We start from the raw sequence: 19,204 nt of genomic DNA, 5'->3' as shown, positions 1-19,204 counted from the left end.
CCCTCGTACTGGATGTACTTGGGCGTTCCGACAACGCAGCGAGTGTGCGTGCCAGGCGTCGCGGGCCAGGCGGGACTTTCGAAACACGCCCTAGGGGCAGCACTCGCGGCGTGGTGGAGGAGGACCGTGGCCGAGACGGACGTCGCGATCGTGGGTGCGGGGGCCGCGGGTCTCTCGCTGGCACACCGCATGTCGCTCGACGCATCGGCGCGGCCCGCGCCGTCCGTCGTACTGATCACGCCGCCGGCCGGTCCCCTGGTGCCGCCCCGACGCACCTGGTGCTACTGGGAGACGGGTCCCGGCGCCTACGACGCCGCGGTGACGGGCTCCTGGGAGTGGCTGCGGACGAGGGACCGGCACGGAGCGGCGGCCGAACGGCGCATCTCACCGATGCGCTACAAAATGATGCGGTCCGACGACTTCCAGACGCTGATCGACGGTGACCTGAAGGCCCGCACGGGCGTACGCCGTATGGAGGCGACCGTCGACGACATCACCGCCCTGCCCGACGGCACCACCCGGGTGCGGGCGGTCGACGCCGACGGCGCCCGTGTGACGGTGGACGCCCGCTGGGCCTTCGACTCACGTCCCCCGCGGCGCCTGCCCGCCGCCCGCACGCACCTGCTGCAGCACTTCAAGGGCTGGTACCTGCGGACCGAAGAGCCCTCGTTCGACCCCGAGGTCGTCGACCTGATGGACTTCCGCACCTCGCAGCCCGCTCGCGGGTTGTCCTTCGGGTACGTACTGCCCACCAGTCGGCGCACCGCCCTGGTGGAGTACACGGAATTCGGGCCCGAGCCCCTGAGTTCGGACGCGTACGACACCGCGCTGAACCACTACGCACACCGGGTTCTGGGGCTCGGCACCATACGGGTGCTCTGGTCGGAGACCGGAGTGATCCCCATGACGGACGCCGCGTTCCCGAGGGAGAGCGCCGCGTCGGTGTTCCGGATCGGCACCGCGGGCGGGGCGACCCGCCCCGCCACCGGATACACCTTCGCGGCCATCCAGCGTCAGGTGGACGCCGTCGCACGATCCGTGCGTACCGGGCGGCGGCCGGTGCCGCCGCCCGCCTATCCGGCGAGGTCGCGCATGATGGACGCCGTCCTGCTCCGCGCGCTGGCCACGGGACGGGTCGACGGCCCCGACTTCTTCCACCGGCTGTTCAGCCGCGTCCCCCCACGGCGTCTGCTGCGTTTCCTCGACGGGCGGACCCACCTGTACGAGGACGTCGCCATCGGCCTGCGCACTCCCGTGGCCCGCATGCTGCGCACGGCGGCCGAGCTGCCCCTGGTCCCGCGTCGTCCCTCTCCCCGGAACTGAGATCCGGTCGCCCCGCCTCCCGCCACGGCGCGGCGGACATCCCCACAGGAGCGAGCTGATGACCTTGCTGCGCGGCGCGGAGCTGGCCGCCGCCTTCGACGACGGCGCCCGTGCCTACGACCGCCTGGTCGCGTTGAATCCCGGATACCACAGCCAGTTGCGCCGTTCCGCCCGGCGACTGGGTCTCACGGGTGGCGGCGCCGGTCGCCGGGTGCTCGATCTCGGCTGCGGCACGGGCGCTTCCACAGCGGCGCTGGTGTCCGTGCTGCCGCGGGCGGAGGTCGTCGGGATCGACGCATCGGCCGGCATGCTGGAAAGGGCACGTTCGAAGCCCTGGCCCCGCACCGTCACCTTCGTGCGCGCCACGGTGGAAGACCTGTCCGCGGGGGTGGTGGACGGACCGTTCGACGTCGTTTTCGCCGCCTATGTGTTCCGCAATGTCGCCGACCCCGACGCCGCCCTGCACACGGTGCACCAGTTGCTGGTGCCGGGCGGGCGGATCGCCGTGCACGACTACACGCTCAGCGGGCGATGCGTCGATCGCGTGGTCTGGACGGTCGTGTACCGCACGGTCGTCCTTCCGCTCGGCTCCCTCACCGGCGATCGGAGGCTGTACCGCCATCTGCGGCACAGCGTCGACACCTTCGACACCGCCCCCGCGTTCGGCGACCGGCTCCGCCGGTCCGGATTCGACCAGGTCCGCGTGCTGCCGTTGCCCGGTTGGCAGACCGGCATCACCCATACCTTCCTCGGCCGCCGGCCCGAACGGGAAACGGACGGCGACTCATGACGCCGTGGGGTGACCGGCTCGCTCGGCGGCACGGGCGCGACCGGCACGCCCAAGTCATCCGCCCCCGCCCCGGGCAGCGCAGGATCACGGACGATCCGCCCTCGGCCGCGGTCATCGGCGGCGGCATCGCCGGAGTGGCCGCGGCCACCGCACTCGCCGAGCGGGGTGTCCGGGTGACGCTGTACGAGCGCGAACCCCACCTGGGCGGCCGCCTGACCGGGTGGCCCGTCGCCCTCGCCGGCGGCCGATCCGCCACCATGAGCCGCGGCTTCCACGCCTTCTTTCGCCAGTACTACAACCTACGTGGGCTCCTGCGCAGGACGGACCCCTGGCTGGAGGGGCTGACCGCGCTGCCGGACTACCCCCTGCAACACAGCAGCGGCCTGCGCGACAGCTTCCGCCACGTACCTCGCACACCGCCCTGGAGCGCGATCGGCTTCGCCGCCCTGAGCCCGACCTTCGCCGTCAGGGATCTGCTCTCCATGGACGCGCCGACGGCGCTGCCTCTGCTCGATGTGCGGACGCATGGCGTCCACGAACAGCTGGACCACGTCAGCGCCCATGACTTCCTGGACGCGATCCGTTTTCCTCCCGCGGCCCGCGCCCTGGCCTTCGAGGTGTTCTCCCGGAGTTTCTTCGCCGACCCCCGCCACCTGTCGGCGGCCGAGATGGCGCTGATGTTCCACATCTACTTCCTCGGCTCCAGCGAGGGTCTCCTGTTCGACGTGCCCCGCGACCCCTACCCGGAGGCTCTGTGGAACCCTCTGACGGCTTATCTCACCGGCCACCGCGCCGAGGTACGGACATCGGCCCCCGTGCACTGCGTTCACCCCGATCCCTCGGGCGGTTTCCGGGTCACGACGGACGGACCCGTGCGACGTCACGACGCCGTCGTTCTGGCCCTGGACACCGGCGGACTCCAGGCGGTCGTCGAGGCTTCGCCACAGCTCGGCGACGCCGCGTGGCGCGCCCGGATCGCCCGGTTGCGGACCGCTCCCCCGTTCCTGGTGTCCCGCCTGTGGCTGGATCGCCCCGTCGACGCCGGCCGTCCGGGCTTCCTGGGCACCAGCGGCTATCGCTCCCTGGACAACATCAGCGTGGTCTCCCACTGGGAAAGGGAAGCGGCGTCCTGGGCCGCCGACACCGGGGGCTCCGTCATCGAACTCCACGCCTACGCACTTCCGCGGCACGCCGCCCGCGGCATCGAAGAGGAGCACCTGGTCAACCAACTCCACCAGGTGTTTCCGGAGACCGGCGCCGCGCGGGTCGTATCCGCCCACCATGAATGGCGAGCGGACTGCCCCCTGTTCGCCGTCGGCGGCCACGCGCATCGGCCCACGGTCCGCACCCCGGACCCCGGCGTCGTCATGGCAGGTGATCTGGTGCGCACCGACCTGCCCGTGGCCCTCATGGAGCGCGCCGCCACGTCGGGGTTCCTCGCCGCAAACGCGTTGCTGGAGAGGTGGGGCGTGCGCGGGCAGACGCTGTGGACCGTGCCCGATCACGGGCGGTCCACGCTCTTGCGCGCCCTCGCACGACGATTCGGACGGACGCCGGGCACACCGGCCGGGGAGACCTGAGCTCGGAGGACGGTCAACGGCGCCGGTGGTGGCGCCAGTACCAGAGCGCGCCGACCCCGGTGGACGCCGTCGCCAGGGTGATGCCGAGAACCGGCCAGCGGCTCCCGGCGATGCGCAGGCCGGTCAGGAAGGTCACGGCGGTCAGGACGAGCGGCACGAGGAGGGAGAGGAGCGCGCGGAGTGCGGCTGCCGGTACCTCCGGTTCGAACGGTTCGAAGCGGGAGGTCCGGTGGGGCGGGGCGGACGCGGTGTCGGCGAAGTAATAGGCGAGGACACGGTCCGCCAGGCGGGCGTCGGCGCGCCGGTAGATCGTCGCCAGGTACGGGAGCCAGACGAGGGGCGCGACCAGCCCGACCAGGAAGACCAGGCCGAGGAGCAGCCAACGCCAAGCCTTGACGGCGACCCGCCGGACGCGTCGGCCCGTGTCCTGGCTCTCGTCGGCCGGCGCGAGAATGCCGAGGAGGTGGGCCATGCGCAGGGTGACGTCCCACAGGATCGCCCATCGCTTCCTACGGGCGGGGGCGTCGGGTGCGACGGCGGCGCGTCCCGCGCGGGCGAGCGCGTCCCGGGCCTGCCGGGTGTCCTCGTACACGCCCTGAAGGACGAGGAGTTCGCCGGCCCGGGCGCTCGCCGTGGGGTCGCGGCCGTCGAGGGCGGCCAGCTCCAGGACCGTCCGCGCCTGGCGGAGCAGCGCCGCGCAGAACGCGACGGGAATGAGCACGAGGAACGGGCCGCCCACGACCGATCCCTCCGATACGACGGCCCTTCGGCCGCGAGCGACCACCCGTGCCCTGAGCTCCGCCTCAGTGGCGTCGGGACGACTCCCCCGAAGCGAGGCGATCGCTTCGGGCACGGCCGGACCGATACGGCGGACGGTGAAGTCGGCGAGGCGTTCGGGAAGGTGCCCTGGATCGGTGACGACCGACGCCAGCAACGAGCGCTCAGGGGAGGGCTCCCCGCGGGAACCCGCAGTTCTCAGATCATCCCGAGACGGCACAAATCGTATCTATCATGAATCACCCCCTGAGGGACGATCCCTCCGTACCCTGGCGGACGACTCTGCGAGGTGGACACCGTGAAGCACTGGCGGGCTCTGATCGTCCTCGGCACGGCCCAGTTCCTCATGGTCCTGGACACCTCCGTGATGAACGTGTCCATCAGTCAGCTCGTCGAGGACTTCGACACGGAGGTCACCGCCATCCAGGCGGTCATCACCCTGTACGCGCTGGTCATGGCCGCATTCATGATCATCGGCGGCAGGTTCGGGGACATCCTGGGGCGTCGCCGCATGTTCCTGCTGGGGCTGGCCGTCTACGGCGTGGGATCGGCCCTGACCGCCGTGGCACCCACTCTGTGGGTCCTCACGCTGGGCTGGTCCGTCATCGAGGGGCTCGGCGCCGCCATGGTGCTGCCGGCCATGGCCGCCCTCGTCGCGGAGTCGTACCGCGGGAAGGACCGGGCCATCGCCTATGCGGTCATCGGGGGCCTCGCCGGCGCCGGGATCGCGGTCGGACCGCTGCTGGGCGGGTGGGTGACGACGTATCTGACCTGGCGGTTGGTCTTCGCCGGCGAGGTCGTGGTCGTCGTGGCCGTCCTGCTGTGCCGCCGGGTGATCGCGACGCCCGCCCCGGCCGGTCCGCGTCCCCGGCTGGACGGGGTCGGCGCGGTGCTCTCCGTCGCCGGACTGGGGCTGGGCGTCCTCGGGGTGCTGCAGAGCAGCACCTGGGGATGGGTGCAGCCCCGCAACCCTCCTTTCACCGTGCTCGGCTTCGCACCGACGCTGTTCGTCGTCGGCGCCGGGGTGGCCGTCCTGGCCCTCTTCCGGCACTGGGAGGGGCGGCGGGAGCACCAGGGCGCCGACCCCCTCGTGGACCTGTCCCTGCTGGACAGACCCGTGCTGCGGTCCGGCCTGATGACGCTGCTGAGCCAGAACCTCATCCTGCTGGGGCTGTTCTTCACGATTCCGCTGTATCTGCAGGTGGTTCAGGGGTTCGACGCCTTCGAGACGGGGCTGCGTCTGCTCCCGGTGTCCGCCACCATGCTGGTGACCTCCCTGTCCGCCTCCTCGCTGGGACGGCTGTGGGGGCCGCGCCGGGTGGTCCGGCTGGCCCTGGCGATCCTGGTGGCGGCCATCGTGTGGCTGCTGGCCACGATCGACCCGGTCATCGACGACGCGCAGTTCGCCGGTTCCATGGCCCTGCTGGGCGTGGGCGTCGGCCTGCTCGCCTCGCAGCTGGGCAACGTCGTCCAGTCCGGCGTCGGCGAGGAGGAACGCAGTGAGGCCGGTGGGCTCCAGTTCACGGCACAGAATCTGGGCTCCGCGCTGGGCACCGCGCTCATCGGGTCCATTCTGATCGGTGCGCTGGCCCACGCCTTCACCACGCAGGTGGCGGACGACCCGCGGCTGTCCGCGGGGACCCGTGAACAGGTCGGTGTCTCCCTGGAGGCCGGGATCACCTTCGTCCCCACGGATCAGGTGCGCTCGGCGGCCGAGCGTGCCGGGCTGCCGCCGTCCGAGGTCCACGCCGTCGCGGACTCCTACGCCTCCGCGCAGCTGAACGGCCTGAAGGCGGCGATCCTGGCCACCGGCGGCATCGCCCTCGCCAGTTTCCTGGTCACGTCGCACCTGCCCACCGCCCGGGAAGGCCGTCCGCGGCGACCGGACGCCGAAACTCCGGCCGGGGCGACCGGATCCGCGCGCTGAGCCCGGAAGGAATCACCTGCGAGCGGGACCGGAGCCACCACCGGTCCGGCCACGGCCCGCGGGGACACCGAGGGGCGACGCCTGCGGACCTCGTGCGGGTCAGTGGTGTTTCCAGTCGGTCAGTCTCCTCCAGGTGGCACCGCGTACCGAGTCGATGGTCACCTGCTCGGACACGTACCGCTCGCAGCGGGGGTTGTGGCACGGGCCCGCCGTCCAGCGCGGAACGTAGACGCCCATGTTCCTGTGGCGTTCCACGACGCTCTTCACCGGCCGCCGGCAGGAGGGGCAGCGGTGCTGGGAGGCTGGGGTCGTCCTGTGCTTCGGCTGGCCTTCCATACCCTCACTTTACTACCGCTTTAGCTTCTTGGCCTTTTCTTGACCCTCGGTCGCGGGGCGGGCGGAGCAGGCTGAACGTGATCGACACGGCGAGGACCGTCACGATGACGGCGAGGCTGACCAGGGAAGGAATCTCGGGGACGGCGGGGCTGATCATCTTGTGGGACGCCTGGAGGACGAGCTTGACACCGATGAAGGCGAGGATGATCGCCAAGCCCGTACTGAGGTAGTGGAAGCGGTCGAGCAGGCCGGCGAGCATGAAGTACAGGGCGCGCAGGCCGAGGATGGCGAAGGCGTTGCTGGTGTAGACGATGAAGGCGTCGCTGCTCACGGCCAGGACGGCGGGCACGCTGTCGACGGCGAAGACGAGGTCGGCGGCCTCGATCGCGGCGACGACCGCCAGCAGGGGCGTGGCGACGAGGCGTCCGGCCTCCCGGACGAAGAAGTGGGGTCCCGCGTACTCGTCGCGCACCGGGATCGCCTTGCGCAGCAGCCGTACGGCGAAGCTCTTGCCGGGGTCGAAGCTCTCGTCCTCGCCCTTGAGGATCTTGTAGGTGCTGTAGAAGAGGACGGCCGCGAAGGCGAAGAGCACCGCGGTGAACCGGCTGACCACCGCCACACCTGCGGCGAGGAAGATCCCGCGGAAGACCAGGGCGCCGAGGACACCGAGGAAGAGCACCCGGTGCTGGTAGGCGCGCGGCACCTGGAAATAGCCGAAGATCAGAGCGAACACGAACAGGTTGTCCACCGACAGGCTCTTCTCCAGCAGCCACGCGGTGGTGTACTCGACTCCGGCGGTGGTGCCGACCACGAGGAAGACGACGCCGCCGAAGACGATCGCCAGGCCGACCCAGACCCCGCTCCAGGCGGCGGCCTCGCGGAAGCCGATGACATGGGCCTCGCGGTGCGCGAGGAGGTCCACCGCCAGCGACACGAGCACCGTGACGGCGAACACCAGCCACAGCCACAGGGGCACGTCATGCATGGCCCGACCTCGCAGACGTGATCGACCGGAACCCGTCCTTCGAGTCTGCGGGACACAACCGCAGTTGTCTCGCGCACGACGGGCCGAGCGCCGCTCCGGCCGCGCGGCGAGCGTCCCGGACGATCCGGCGGCGACAAAGCGCTTTGACCCCGTGCACGTGGGGAACTCGGAACATATCCGGCAGGACGGGACGCGGGAGGCGGGTCGCCATCGACGGACGGAGGACGTCGCGATGGCCACGAATCCGACCCTGCCCGAGCAAGCAACAGCGATCCGCAGGTCAGCGGTGTGTTCGCACACCGAGTGGGATCCACTGGAAGAGATCGTCGTGGGCCGCCTCGACGGTGCGGCGATCCCCTCCAGCCATCCGGTGGTCACCTGCAACCTCCCCCGCTGGGCCGCCCGCCTCCAGCGTCTGACCGCCGGCCGCCGCTACCCGCGGGCCCTGGTCGGACCCGCTCGGCAGGAACTGGAGGAGTTCGTCTGCCTGCTGCGCTCCCTCGGCATCACGGTCACCCGCCCGGACCCGGTCGATCACCGGGCGGGATTCAGCACTCCCGCGTGGTCCTCACACGGCTTCTGCAACACCTGCCCCCGCGACAGCCTGCTGGTCATCGGCGACGAGATCATCGAAACCCCGATGGCGTGGCCGTGCCGCTACTTCGAGACCCTCTCCTACCGGAGGCTGCTGAAGGACTACTTCCGGCGCGGGGCACGCTGGACCGCCGCCCCGAAACCACAGCTCACCGACGAGCTCTACGACAAGCGGTTCACCGTCCCCCGGGACGGCGAACCGATGCGCTACATCCTCACCGAATTCGAGCCGGTCTTCGACGCGGCGGACTTCGTCCGCGCCGGACGCGACCTGTTCGCCCTGCGCAGCAACGTCACCAACGCCATGGGCATCAACTGGCTGCGCCGGCACCTCGGCCCCGGCTACCGCATCCACGAGATCCCCAGCCGCTGCCGCACCCCCATGCACATCGACACGACGTTCCTGCCGCTCGGCCCCGGCAAGGCCCTCGTCAACCCCGAGTACATCGACGTCGACCACCTGCCCGAGGCCCTGCGCTCCTGGGACATCCTGACCGCCCCCGAACCCGACCCCATCTCCGACCGGCTACTGAAGATCGCCTCCATGTGCGGCAAGTGGCTCAGCCTCAACGTCCTCATGATCGACCAACAGCGAGTCGTCGCGGAACGCCACCACACCGGCATGCTGCGCGCACTGGAGAAATGGGGCTTCACCCCGATCCCGGCCGACCTCCTGCACTACGCACCCTTCGGAGGCTCCTTCCACTGCGCCACCCTCGACGTCCGACGCCGGGGCAGCCTCCAGTCGTACGACACATGAGCGGGCCCACTCCTTCACCCGAGAGGCCGCGTACCGCGTTCGCGGCGACCGCCGTGTGACGACCGGGCGCGCGGCAGTGCTCACACCGCCGCGCGCCGTCAGGTCGTGCCTAAGCGCTGGGGCCCTTGGCCCTCTTCACGTGGTCCGGCTGCTTCTCCTCGTGCTCCCTGCGTGTGCTGCGTACCAGCCAGGTGGCTCCGCCCACGGCCAGGGCGACCGGCCACTCCAGCGCCCCTGCCACGGTCAGCGCTCCAAGGCCTCCGTAGAACGCGAGGTCCTTGGCGGCGGGCGGACCGGGAAGCCGGGACGTCGCCGCCCGGGCCGTACTCGTCACCTCTTCCTTGGTGAGGTACGGGATCGGGACCGAAGGGTGCAGCGTGCGCATGTGCAGGTGCAGACCGGCACCGTCGCCCGCGTGCGTCTCCTCCCGGATTTTCTCCGCTGCCTTGGGCATCACCCTCACTCCCTTCGTCGAAGTCGGTGTGGTGTGCCTCTTCAATTCTCGCGCGCCTCCGGTGGCGTGCGCGCATGGAACGCGTTGCCATGGAAACCCGGGGTTCCTGCCTGAGGTGGCACACCGAGAGGGGGGCCGGAGCACGGGAGCTGGTGATGTGCTGTGGCACTGCCGGGAAGGGGGCTGCTGCGGGCCGTGGTGGCCCGCGCGGTGGGTGTGCCTCGGGGCGAAGGCCGGGCCCGGGTCCGGTTCTTCGGACGGCGCGCGCACATCGCCGTACGGGGACTGCACCCCGGCGGCCTCCCGGAGTCCTCGGCGGAGAAGCTGGCCGAGGAGGTCGAGCGGCGTCTGGCCGCTCTGCCGTCGGTCGACTGGGCCGTGGTCAACACCGTGCTCGGACATGCCGTTGTCGGCACCGGGAGCGAGTACGAGGGCGAAGCGGTCGAGGACGCCCTGACCGCGGTCGTCGAGGCCGTGGAGGAGGCGCACGGCGTTGTACACCCGCTGCCCGAGCATCCGGCGTCGGGCGGCACGACCCGCCGTTCCGCCTCGGCCGTGGCCATGCATGTCGCCGCCGCACCTGTGGCGGCCCTCGCCGGTCTGACGCGCCACGCCCCCGTCCCCGCGGGCATCGCGGCACTCGTCCCGATCGTCGACACCCATCCCCGGCTGCGGCACCTCGTCGAGCAGGCGGTCGGGGCCGAGACCGCGGGAGTGCTCCTGTCCTCCATCACCGCGCTCGGCCAGGCGGGCTCCGGCGGCCTGGTCGGGACGGGAGTGGACGCGTTGCGGCACGTCCTGCGCGCGAGGGAGGCCGCCGCGGAGACGGCCGCGTGGACGGCGGCCGAGCCACGCCTCACGGGCAACCCCGAGGCGGGTGCCCATCGCACGGCACCCCCGGCGACTGCCCGCGAGGCACCGCTGAAACCGGGGCCGGTCGAGCGGTACGCCGACCGGGCACTCGGCGTGGCGACGGCATCGTTCGCCGGATCGTTGCTGGTGACCAGGCGTCCCGGGCGGGCGGTCGGGGCGGCGCTTGCGGCCGTTCCGAAGGCTCCGCTGCTGGCGCGCGAAGGCTTCGCCTGCGTTTTCGGGCGAGGCATGGCTCGGCGAGGAGTCGTCGTGGCCGCCCCCGAGGCGCTGCGCCGGCTCGACCGGATCAGCACGGTGCTGCTCGACACGGACGTACTGGCCACCGGGGTCCACAGGCCGGCCGATCTGATCGCGCTCGACGAGGACGTGCCCGCCGGTGAGCTCGCCGCGACGGCCCACCGCCTGTTCGACGGCCTCTCCCCCGAACGCGTGCAGCGGGAGGGCGCGTGGGCGCTGGGGCCGGTCGACCAGCTGTCGTTGCGGGGACGTACGGGCGAGCGGGCCCAGGAACGCCTCCGGCGGGAGGGCGCAGGGCTCGTGCTGGGCCTCGCGCACGATAGGCGCCTGCTCGCGGTGATCTCCGTGCTGCCCGAGATGCACGAAGCGGCGAGCGCCTTCGTCTCGGCCGCCCACGCCGCGGGTCTCAGGGTCGTGGCCGCGGGCGCGCACAGCGCCGACGTGTCCGTGCGCGAGGCCGACGCGGTCGCCGAGGCGGACGAGGGGAACGAGGGGAACGCCGGGGAGGCCCACCGGCTGTACGAGTCGGTGCGGACCTTGCAACGCGACGGGGACGGCGTGCTGGTGATCTCGCACGACCGCCGCGCGCTCCTGGCCGCCGATGTCGGCGTGGGATTCGCGGACGCGCGGGAGAGACCGCCCTGGGGCGCGGATCTGTACCTGGACGGCGATCCGGCGTCGGCCGTGACGATCGTGGACGCCTGTCGCGCCGCCCGGGAGACCGCCCATGTGGGCGTGCGGCTCGCCCAGGCCGCGGCCGTGGTCGGGGCGACGGCGGTGCTGGCGGGACGGGCACGGCGTCCCGCCGCCCGGGGAGTGACGGCGTTCAACACGGCCGCCGCACTGGGCACGCTGGCCGGTGCCTGGGTCGCCGTACGACTGCTGCGGCGGCCCCCGCCGCTGCCCACACCGCGGCACCCGTGGCATGCCATGGACCCGGCCACCGCGCTCGCCAGGACCAGGAGCGGCGACGGGGGACTCACGTCCGAGGAAGCGCGGACACGGGCCTCCACCACCGGCGACGCGGCACCGGGCGCATCACTCGGCCGGGCCTATCTCTCCGAGATGGCGAACCCCCTGACGCCCGTCCTCGGCGCCGGGGCGGCCATGTCGGCGTCGGTCGGTGCCCTCCTCGACGCCGTGGTCATCGTGGCGGTCACCGCGCTGTCAGGGCTTTTCGGCGGCTTCCAGCGGTACCGGACCGACCGCGCGGTCGGTCGACTGCGCCGGGAATCGGCCGTGACGGCCCATGTCGTCCGGGACGGGCAGGAGACCGTCGCCCCCGCCGAGGAACTGGCCGTGGGCGATGTGGTGAACCTGAACCCGGGTGACGTCGTACCGGCCGACGCCCGCCTGCTGGAGGACCACCACATGGAAGTCGACGAATCCGCGCTGACCGGCGAGTCGCTGCCGGTGGCCAAGAGCGTGGCGCCGGTTCTGGCCGCGGACCTCGGAGACCGTACCTCCATGGTCTACGAGGGCACCACCGTGGCGGCGGGCCGCGGTCGCGCGGTCGTCGTCGCGACCGGTGCGGCCACCGAGGCGGGCCGCGCCGCGGCGGGTGGGCGGGGTACGGCCCCTGCCGCGGGAGTCGAACGCCGGCTGGCCCGGATCACCCGAACCACGCTGCCGGTGGCCCTCGGCTCGGCCGCCGGTGTGGTGGGGGCGGGCCTGCTGCGCGGGCGTCCCGCCCGGGCCACGGTCGGAGCGGGCGTCGGACTGGCCGTGGCCAGCGTGCCCGAGGGCCTTCCGTTCCTGGTGTCGGCCGCCCAACTCGCCTCCGCCAGAAGGTTGTCCGCGCGCGGAGCCCTGCTCAGACATCCCCGCACCATCGAGGCGGCGGGTCGTACCGACGTCCTGTGCTTCGACAAGACAGGAACTCTCACCCACGGGCGGATCTCCCTGGTCGCCGTCGCCGCCGACGGCCGCAGCCGCCGCCTCGAACAGCTGGAGGACGAGCAACGCGCGGTCCTCGCCGCGGCGTTGCGGGCGACACCACGTCCGCACAACGGCGGAGAACTGGAACACGCCACCGACGGCGCGGTCACCGACGGCGCCGGGGACGCTCGGGTCACCCGTACGACGGGCGCACCTGGCTGGCGGCGCACCTCCAGCCTGCCGTTCGAGGCGAACCGTGTCTTCCACGCGACGCGGGGCCGCTGCGGCCGACATCGGATCCTGTCCGTCAAAGGGGCGCCGGAGGAGGTCGTGGAGCGCTGTGCCACGCGCGGCGGGCGACACCTGGACAGCGAGGGCAGGAACGCCGTACTCGCGGCCGGTGAGGAGCTGGCGGCGGCGGGGCACCGGGTTCTCGCGGTCGCCGAACTGCGGGACGCGCCCGGCGGCAGACTCACCGACGAGACGGTGGACGGCCTCGACTTCCGGGGGTTCCTCGCGTTCGCCGACCGGGTGCGCGGCACCGCCCGGGACGCGGTGCGCCGTCTCGCGGACGCCGACGTGCACATCGTCATGATCACCGGAGACCATCCGGGCACCGCCGAGTCGATGGCCCGGGAACTGGGCGTCCTGGACGGCAGAAGGGTGGTGACGGGAGCCGAACTCGACGACCTGGACGACCACGCCCTGGACGAACTGCTGCCCGACGTCGGTGTCGTCGCCCGCGGCACCCCGGTGCACAAGGTCCGTGTGGTGCGGGCGTTCCAGCGTCTGGGCCGTACGGTCGCGATGACCGGCGACGGTGCCAACGACGCCCCCGCCATCCGGCTCGCCGACATCGGGATCGCGTTCGGCAGGCGGGCCACTCCTGCCGCGCGTGCGGCAGCGGACCTGGTCGTCACGGACGACCGGCTGGAGACGGTGCTCGCCGCGCTCGTGGAAGGACGCGCGATGTGGGCCTCCGTACGGGAGACCCTGGCGATCCTGGTCGGCGGCAACCTCGGTAAGATCGCCTTCACCCTCCTCGGCGCGGCCGCCACCGGATCCTCGCCCCTGACGGCCCGCCAGCTCCTGCTGGTCAACCTCTTCACCGATCTCGCGCCGGCCATGGCCGTCGCCCTGCGCCCACCGCGGCGGGAGGCCGCCGAGCGCATGCTCCGCGAGGGACCGGAAGTGTCGCTCGGTACGGCCCTGTCCGAGGAGATGGTGTGCCGTGCGGCCGCCACGGCACTGGGCGCCACGGCCGGCTGGCTCGCCGCACGCTTCACCGGTCGGGCCACCCGCGCCCGTACCGTCGCCCTGGTCGCACTCGTCGGCGCGCAGCTCGGCCAGACCCTCCTCGTCGGGGGTCGCAGCGGATCGATCGCCGTGTCCTCCCTCGGCTCACTGGCCGCGTTGGCGGCCGTCGTCCAGACCCCGGTCCTGAGCCAGTTCTTCGGCTGCGCGCCTCTTGGCCCGGTCGCGTGGGGGATCGCCCTGTCCGCAGCGGCCGGGGCGACGGTGACCTCACCCTTCCTCCCACCGCTGATCACGCGCGTCCGCACACGGTTCGACACTCCAGGGGCACCGCGATCGCGACGGCGTTCGGCGTAGCACGGCGTGGTGGCGGTCCGCGTCCGTTCGGGTGGTCCGTCCGACATGACCGCCGGGGTTGCGGGAACCGCTGTTGCATGGGTCCGCATCACGACGAAGCACCCGTCGTCGACGCACTCGCCCGCTACCACGAGGTCGGCGAGTCGGCGTTCACACCTCCGGGACACAAGCAGGCCCGTGGGGCGGATCCGCGTGCCCGGGCCGTTCCGGGCAATGCCGTCTTCTTCGGCGACGTCCTGGCCAACGGCGGCCTCGACGACCGGCCCGCGCGCGGCGGCATGTCGGCGCGGGCCGAGGAACTGATGGCCGATGCCGCGCACGCCGAGCACACGTTCTTCTCGACGTGCGGCAGCTCGCTGTCGGTGAAGGCCACCATGCTCGCGGTGACGTGTCCGGGCAACCGGCTGCCGGTCGGGCGTGACGCCCACAAGTCGGTGGTCTTCGGACTGATCCTCTCCGGCGTCGAACCGGTGCGGGTGGAGCCGCAGTGGGACGTGTCCCGGCACATCACCCATCCGCCGTCGGCGGCCGCGATCGATCCGGCGGAGTCGGCGTCTCGGACGGATCCGCTCGGCACGACCAGTCCGAACGTCCTGCTCTACGCGGGGATCGACGCCTGGCGCCGGCAGATGGTGCAGTCGGGGCGCGAACTGATCGGCGGCGCGCTGGAGTTGGCCGCGCGCACCCGTACGGCCATCGAGGAGATCGACGGTTTCCACGTCCACGACGCCGCGGACTTCTGCGACCCGGGACTCACCGCGGACTTCGATCCCCTCCCCGTCGTCATGGCCGCGGATGAAGCAGGTCGGTCTGCCGGGCGACGCCTACTTCGCCCGGCACGAGAAGGTGTCGGCCGACCGGGCCGTCGGCAGGATCGCGGAGGAGACGATCACCCCTTACCCGCCGGGAATCCCCGTGGTGCTGCCCGGCGAACGGCTGACCGAGCCGGTGCTGGAGTACCTGACCACGGGTGTCGCGGCCGGGATGTTCCTGCCGGACGCGGCCGACCGGAAGCTCGGCACCATGCGTGTCGTGGCCGAGGACCGACCCGCCACGCAGACGGAGGAGGAGACGGAAGTGACCGACAAGCACGCGCTGTCCGCCGACACCGGTCGGGAGGAGACACCGCAGGAGCGCGCCGACCGGAAGTGGAACGACCTGGTCCAGGAGATCAGGGTCACCCAGACCGGTGTGCAGATCCTCTTCGGATTCCTGCTGACGGTGGCCTTCCAGCCCCTGTTCCACTCACTGCCCGAGACCGACCATGTGCTGTACGCCGTCACGGTCGTCCTCGGCGCCCTGACGACCTGCACCCTGGTCGCCCCCGTCGCGCTCCACCGGATCACCACCGGACAGCACATCAAACCGCAGGCCGTGCACTGGGCCTCGCTGATCACCCTCGTCGCGCTGGTGCTGCTGCTGGCGACGATGACCTGCGCCGTGCTCCTCGTGCTGCGCACCGTACTGACGAACCACGACACCGCGCTCTGGATCACCGTCGGAGTGGCCGCCCTGTACGCGGTGTCCTGGTTCGTCCTCCCCCTGGCCGCACGCATCGCACGCACCGTGCGCGAGAAGTCTCAGTCGTGACCACGCCGACCGGGGTGGGTCGTCAGGTCGCTCATGCGGTCGACGACATCGCGGAGCCGGCCGCTCTTCCGGTAGCACACGCGCTGCCGTGCCGACCCTCCCGGCGAGGGATACGGCCGCCGTCACTCCGGAGGCGTGGCTCCGGACACACTGGGACGTTTGCAGCGGTCCTGCTCCGGATCGGGGGCGGGAGTGAGGCGACCGTGCGTGGTCCGCACGTGTGCGGTCGCGGATGCGGGGCACCCAGTGTGACGCGGCGGAGCGCCCATGCGCGCCCGTTCGCAAAGTGTCCAGGGAGGAGATGGTGGCGTATGGCCGAGGACCCGACCAGCAAGCACCCCCGTCCGGAGTTCCCCACGCAGGACCAGGAGCACCCGGGCTGGACCGGCCCCATGGACCCGCCGCCCGACCACGGCGAGGAGTCGTACGAGGGCAGCGGACTGCTGCGCGACCTCAAGGCGGTGGTCACCGGGGGTGACTCGGGCATCGGGCGGGCCGTCTCCCTCGCCTTCGCCCGCGAGGGCGCCGACGTCCTGTTCACGCATCTGCCGGAGGAGAGCGCCGACGCCGACGAGACCGTCCGGCTGGTGGAGGACGCGGGCCGCAAGGCCGTCGCCGTAGCCTGTGACATCCGCGAGGCGGAGCAGTGCCGCCATGTGGTGGACCGGGCCGTCGCCGAGTTCGGGCACATCGACGTCCTGGTGAACAACGCCGCCTATCAGATGTCGCAACCCGACGGTATCGGGGCGATCTCGACCGAGCAGTTCGACCGGGTCGTCCGGACGAACCTGTACGGCATGTTCTGGCTGTGCAAGTTCTCCCTGCCGCACATTCCCGCCGGCGGTTCCGTCATCAACACGACGTCGGTGCAGGCGTACAAGCCCAGTCCGCATCTGCTCGACTACGCGATGACAAAAGGGGCCATCGTCACTTTCACACAGGGGCTCGCACAGATGGTCGTCGACGACGGAATCCGCGTGAACGCGGTGGCACCTGGACCGGTGTGGACTCCGCTGATTCCGGCGACGCTGCCCGACACCGTGGAATTCGGCAAGCAGGCACCGCTCGGGCGCCCCGCCCAGCCTGCCGAAATGGCGCCCGCCTATGTCTTCCTCGCCTCGCGACGGGCGAGTTTCATCACCGCCGAGATCCTCAATGCCACCGGGGGCACGCCCCTGCCCTAGAGGGGGCAGAGCTACGGCCGAGAACGTCGAGAAAACATCCCGGCCGGGAGGAATGACATTCGATTCCGGGGACATACGGGGTTCAGGAGGTAATCATGGTTCCTATTCTTCTGGTTCTTCTTCTGGTCCTCATTCTCTTCGGTGTGGGATTCGCCGTGAAAATACTCTGGTGGATCGCGCTCGTCGTCCTGGTGCTGTGGCTGCTGGGCTTCCTTGTCCGCGGTACGACGGCCAGCGGAAGCCGGGGCCGCTGGTACAGGTGGTGAGTCCGAAAGGACACGGATTTCAGGGAAATTCAAGAGAATGGGGCCGACCGGGATTTCCCGGCCGGCCCCGGCTCGTGCGTGCTCACGGCTTCAGGAGCGTCTTGACCATGCCGTCCTCCTTGGCCTGGAACATCGCGTACGCCTTCGGGGCGTCCTCCAGGGGTACTGCGTGGGTCTTGAAGGTGTCGACGCCGAGCGGGTCCTCGTCCGTGAGGAGCGGCAGGATGTCGTCCACCCAGCGCCACACGTTGGCCTGACCCATGCGCAGCTGGATCTGCTTGTCGAACATGGTCAGCAGCGGCATCGGGTTGACCGCTCCCCCGTAGACGCCGGAGACGGACACGGTGCCGCCCCGGCGAACCAGGTTGATGGCGGTGTGCAAGGCCCCGAGCCGGTCGACGCCCGCCTTCTCCATGAGCGGCCGGGCCATCGCGTCGGGGAGGTGTCCGACGAACCACTGCGCCGCCTTGGCGAACGGTGCCCCGTGGGCCTCCATGCCGACGGCGTCGATGACGGCGTCCGTGCCGCGCCCGTCGGTGAGGTCGCGGACCGCCTTGGTCAGGTCGTCGCCCGCGGTCTCACGGAGGTCGAAGCAGGTGACCCCGCGGGCGCGGGCCCGTTCCAGGCGCTCGTCCACCAGGTCGACCCCGACCACCAGATCGGCCCCTCGGTGCCGTGCGACGCGGCAGCACATGTCGCCGATGGGTCCGAGCCCCAGCACGGTCACCGTGCCGCCCTGCGGGACGTCCGCGTACTCGACCGCCTGCCAGGCCGTGGGCAGCACGTCGGACAGATACACATAGCGGTCGTCCGGCGGGCCGGCGGGCACCTGGACGGGCAGCCGGTTCCCGAACGGCACCCGCAGGAACTCGGCCTGTCCACCCGGGACTTGGCCGTACAGCTTGGTGTACCCGAAGAGGGAGGCCCCGGTGCCGTACTCGTGCACCTGGGTCGTCTCGCACTGTGAGTAGAGCCCCTGGTCGCACATGAAGCAGTCGCGGCAGGAGACGTTGAAGGGGATGACCACGCGGTCGCCCTGCTTGAGGGCGTGCACCTGCGGTCCGACCTCCTCGACGACGCCCATCGGTTCATGGCCGAGGATGTCGCCGGCTTCCAGGAACGGTCCGAACAGCTCGTACAGATGGAGGTCGGAACCGCAGATCCCGGACGACGTGATCCTCACGACGATGTCGTCCGGCTTCTCGATCCCCGGATCGGGAACCGTCTCCACCCGTACGTCCCGCTTCCCCTGCCATGTCAGTGCGCGCATCGTCAGCCTCCTCGCTCCACGGCTCCGCACCGGCTCGTGCCTGGTGACGGGGGCCGATACCTTTCGCCCCGAGTCCCCGCCCGCACCGATCCGACACGCCTCGGCCGGCGCGAGGCGTGCCCGCCGCCTGCCGTAGGGAGCCGTGTCGTCACCAGGATTCGGTGTGGCCGGGGCCGACCCGGGGCGGGCCATCGGCCGTGGCGGGCGGGTGGGCGAAGCCGATCTCCTTCGCCGTGGTGATCCGGGCGCCCATGTTGCGCTCCATCATTTCCAGCGCGGCGGACTCCAGATGGGGGTGGATGGAGGCGACGGCGTCCCTGGGCACCGTGACATCCAGGTGGCGGATGTGCGCGTCCAGAGCCGAATAGAGAACGCACTGCTCGGTGACCTGTCCGCTCAGCACCACGAGTCCGACGCCCAGTCGCCTCAGAAGGTAGGCCAGGGGCGTGTCGTAGAACACGGAATGGCGTGCCTTGACCACGAAAAGCGAATCGTCGTCGGGCCTTATCGGCTCGATCAGGTCGGCGTGCGGACGGGCCAGCGCGGTGCTGACCAGCTCTCCGTGATGGGAACGCCACAGTCCGAAGTTGTCGTTCGTGTAGATCACCGGCACGTCCGCCTCGCGGGCCCGGCCGATCAGCTGCGCCAGGACCGGTACGACTTGTCGGACGGACGGCACGAGCAGCTCGGCGTCCTCGTGGTCGTATGTGTTGATCATGTCGATCACGATGAGGGCGAGCCCCGTCGCGCTTGAGGTTCGTTCCACGGC

General features: G+C 71.3%; 16 protein-coding genes and 1 pseudogene. 10 read left to right on the top strand and 7 right to left on the bottom strand.

The annotated features are described in order from the left end of the window. The first annotated feature begins 126 nt into the window (after positions 1-126). From AB0F77_RS27770 to AB0F77_RS27760, 3 genes are read left to right on the top strand one after another with little or no spacing between them, the layout of a single operon-like run. Entirely contained in the window at positions 127-1,323 is a 1,197-nt protein-coding gene (locus AB0F77_RS27770) for a lycopene cyclase family protein (RefSeq protein WP_361954245.1), read from the top strand. 58 nt (positions 1,324-1,381) lie between these two features. Beyond that, positions 1,382-2,113 carry a methyltransferase domain-containing protein gene (locus AB0F77_RS27765; RefSeq protein ID WP_361954243.1) on the top strand — a complete coding sequence of 244 codons (732 nt, stop codon included), beginning with the start codon at positions 1,382-1,384 and terminating at the stop codon, positions 2,111-2,113. Beyond that, positions 2,110-3,693 carry an NAD(P)/FAD-dependent oxidoreductase gene (locus AB0F77_RS27760; protein WP_361954241.1) on the top strand — a complete coding sequence of 528 codons (1,584 nt, stop codon included), beginning with the start codon at positions 2,110-2,112 and terminating at the stop codon, positions 3,691-3,693. Before AB0F77_RS27765 ends, AB0F77_RS27760 begins: the two co-directional genes overlap by 4 nt. 13 nt (positions 3,694-3,706) lie before the next feature. Here the strand turns inward: AB0F77_RS27760 and AB0F77_RS27755 are convergent, their stop codons facing one another. Further along, positions 3,707-4,432, bottom strand: coding sequence for a hypothetical protein (locus AB0F77_RS27755; protein ID WP_361954239.1), 726 nt, complete (start codon positions 4,430-4,432; stop codon positions 3,707-3,709). 336 nt (positions 4,433-4,768) lie between these two features. Here AB0F77_RS27755 and AB0F77_RS27750 point away from each other — a divergent pair, with 336 nt between their 5' ends. Beyond that, positions 4,769-6,397: an MFS transporter gene (locus AB0F77_RS27750; RefSeq protein WP_361954237.1), complete on the top strand. Its 1,629-nt coding sequence runs from the start codon at positions 4,769-4,771 to the stop codon at positions 6,395-6,397. A 99-nt stretch (positions 6,398-6,496) separates the two neighbouring features. Here AB0F77_RS27750 and AB0F77_RS27745 read toward each other — a convergent pair whose 3' ends face one another. Together AB0F77_RS27745 and AB0F77_RS27740 are read right to left on the bottom strand one after the other, a co-directional pair. Then, the gene (locus tag AB0F77_RS27745; protein ID WP_361954235.1) at positions 6,497-6,733 is read right to left on the bottom strand and encodes a hypothetical protein; all 237 of its coding nucleotides are present in this window, start codon (positions 6,731-6,733) and stop codon (positions 6,497-6,499) included. A gap of 4 nt (positions 6,734-6,737) precedes the next feature. Next, the gene (locus tag AB0F77_RS27740) at positions 6,738-7,718 is read right to left on the bottom strand and encodes a TerC family protein (protein WP_361954233.1); all 981 of its coding nucleotides are present in this window, start codon (positions 7,716-7,718) and stop codon (positions 6,738-6,740) included. A 232-nt stretch (positions 7,719-7,950) separates the two neighbouring features. On the opposite strand from AB0F77_RS27740, the gene AB0F77_RS27735 reads away from it, so the two are divergent. Next, a complete protein-coding gene (locus AB0F77_RS27735) occupies positions 7,951-9,072 on the top strand; it encodes an amidinotransferase (RefSeq protein WP_361954231.1) in 1,122 nt (373 codons plus the stop codon). Between the two features lie 109 nt (positions 9,073-9,181). Here AB0F77_RS27735 and AB0F77_RS27730 read toward each other — a convergent pair whose 3' ends face one another. Further along, complete coding sequence (locus AB0F77_RS27730; RefSeq protein WP_361954229.1) at positions 9,182-9,526, bottom strand: hypothetical protein; 345 nt, start codon at positions 9,524-9,526, stop codon at positions 9,182-9,184. 162 nt (positions 9,527-9,688) lie between these two features. Between AB0F77_RS27730 and AB0F77_RS27725 the strand changes: the two genes are divergently transcribed. Together AB0F77_RS27725 and AB0F77_RS27720 are read left to right on the top strand one after the other, a co-directional pair. Beyond that, complete coding sequence (locus tag AB0F77_RS27725) at positions 9,689-14,125, top strand: cation-translocating P-type ATPase (RefSeq protein WP_361954227.1); 4,437 nt, start codon at positions 9,689-9,691, stop codon at positions 14,123-14,125. Between the two features lie 77 nt (positions 14,126-14,202). Then, a pseudogene (locus AB0F77_RS27720) lies at positions 14,203-14,583 on the top strand (ornithine decarboxylase); the annotation flags it as partial. A 140-nt stretch (positions 14,584-14,723) separates the two neighbouring features. Here AB0F77_RS27720 and AB0F77_RS27715 read toward each other — a convergent pair. Beyond that, the gene (locus AB0F77_RS27715) at positions 14,724-14,882 is read right to left on the bottom strand and encodes a hypothetical protein (protein ID WP_361954225.1); all 159 of its coding nucleotides are present in this window, start codon (positions 14,880-14,882) and stop codon (positions 14,724-14,726) included. A 38-nt stretch (positions 14,883-14,920) separates the two neighbouring features. Between AB0F77_RS27715 and AB0F77_RS27710 the strand changes: the two genes are divergently transcribed. From AB0F77_RS27710 to AB0F77_RS27700, 3 genes are all read left to right on the top strand, one after another. Next, positions 14,921-15,715 (top strand): DUF6328 family protein, encoded by a 795-nt coding sequence (locus tag AB0F77_RS27710; protein WP_361954223.1) that lies wholly within the window; start codon positions 14,921-14,923, stop codon positions 15,713-15,715. 311 nt (positions 15,716-16,026) lie between these two features. Further along, the gene (locus AB0F77_RS27705; protein WP_361954263.1) at positions 16,027-16,899 is read left to right on the top strand and encodes an SDR family oxidoreductase; all 873 of its coding nucleotides are present in this window, start codon (positions 16,027-16,029) and stop codon (positions 16,897-16,899) included. 95 nt (positions 16,900-16,994) lie between these two features. After that, the gene (locus AB0F77_RS27700; RefSeq protein ID WP_361954221.1) at positions 16,995-17,165 is read left to right on the top strand and encodes a hydrophobic protein; all 171 of its coding nucleotides are present in this window, start codon (positions 16,995-16,997) and stop codon (positions 17,163-17,165) included. A gap of 82 nt (positions 17,166-17,247) precedes the next feature. Here the strand turns inward: AB0F77_RS27700 and AB0F77_RS27695 are convergent, their stop codons facing one another. After that, entirely contained in the window at positions 17,248-18,435 is a 1,188-nt protein-coding gene (locus tag AB0F77_RS27695; protein ID WP_361954219.1) for an alcohol dehydrogenase catalytic domain-containing protein, read from the bottom strand. A 148-nt stretch (positions 18,436-18,583) separates the two neighbouring features. Continuing rightward, a complete protein-coding gene (locus tag AB0F77_RS27690) occupies positions 18,584-19,201 on the bottom strand; it encodes an isochorismatase family cysteine hydrolase (protein ID WP_361954217.1) in 618 nt (205 codons plus the stop codon). Positions 19,202-19,204: the final 3 nt, after the last annotated feature.

The organism is Streptomyces sp. NPDC026672, assembly GCF_040638185.1.
In the GTDB taxonomy this organism is placed as follows: Bacteria; Actinomycetota; Actinomycetes; order Streptomycetales; family Streptomycetaceae; genus Streptomyces.
The sequence above is the reverse complement of the archived record's forward strand: the minus strand, read 5'-3'. Positions and strand labels throughout refer to the sequence as shown.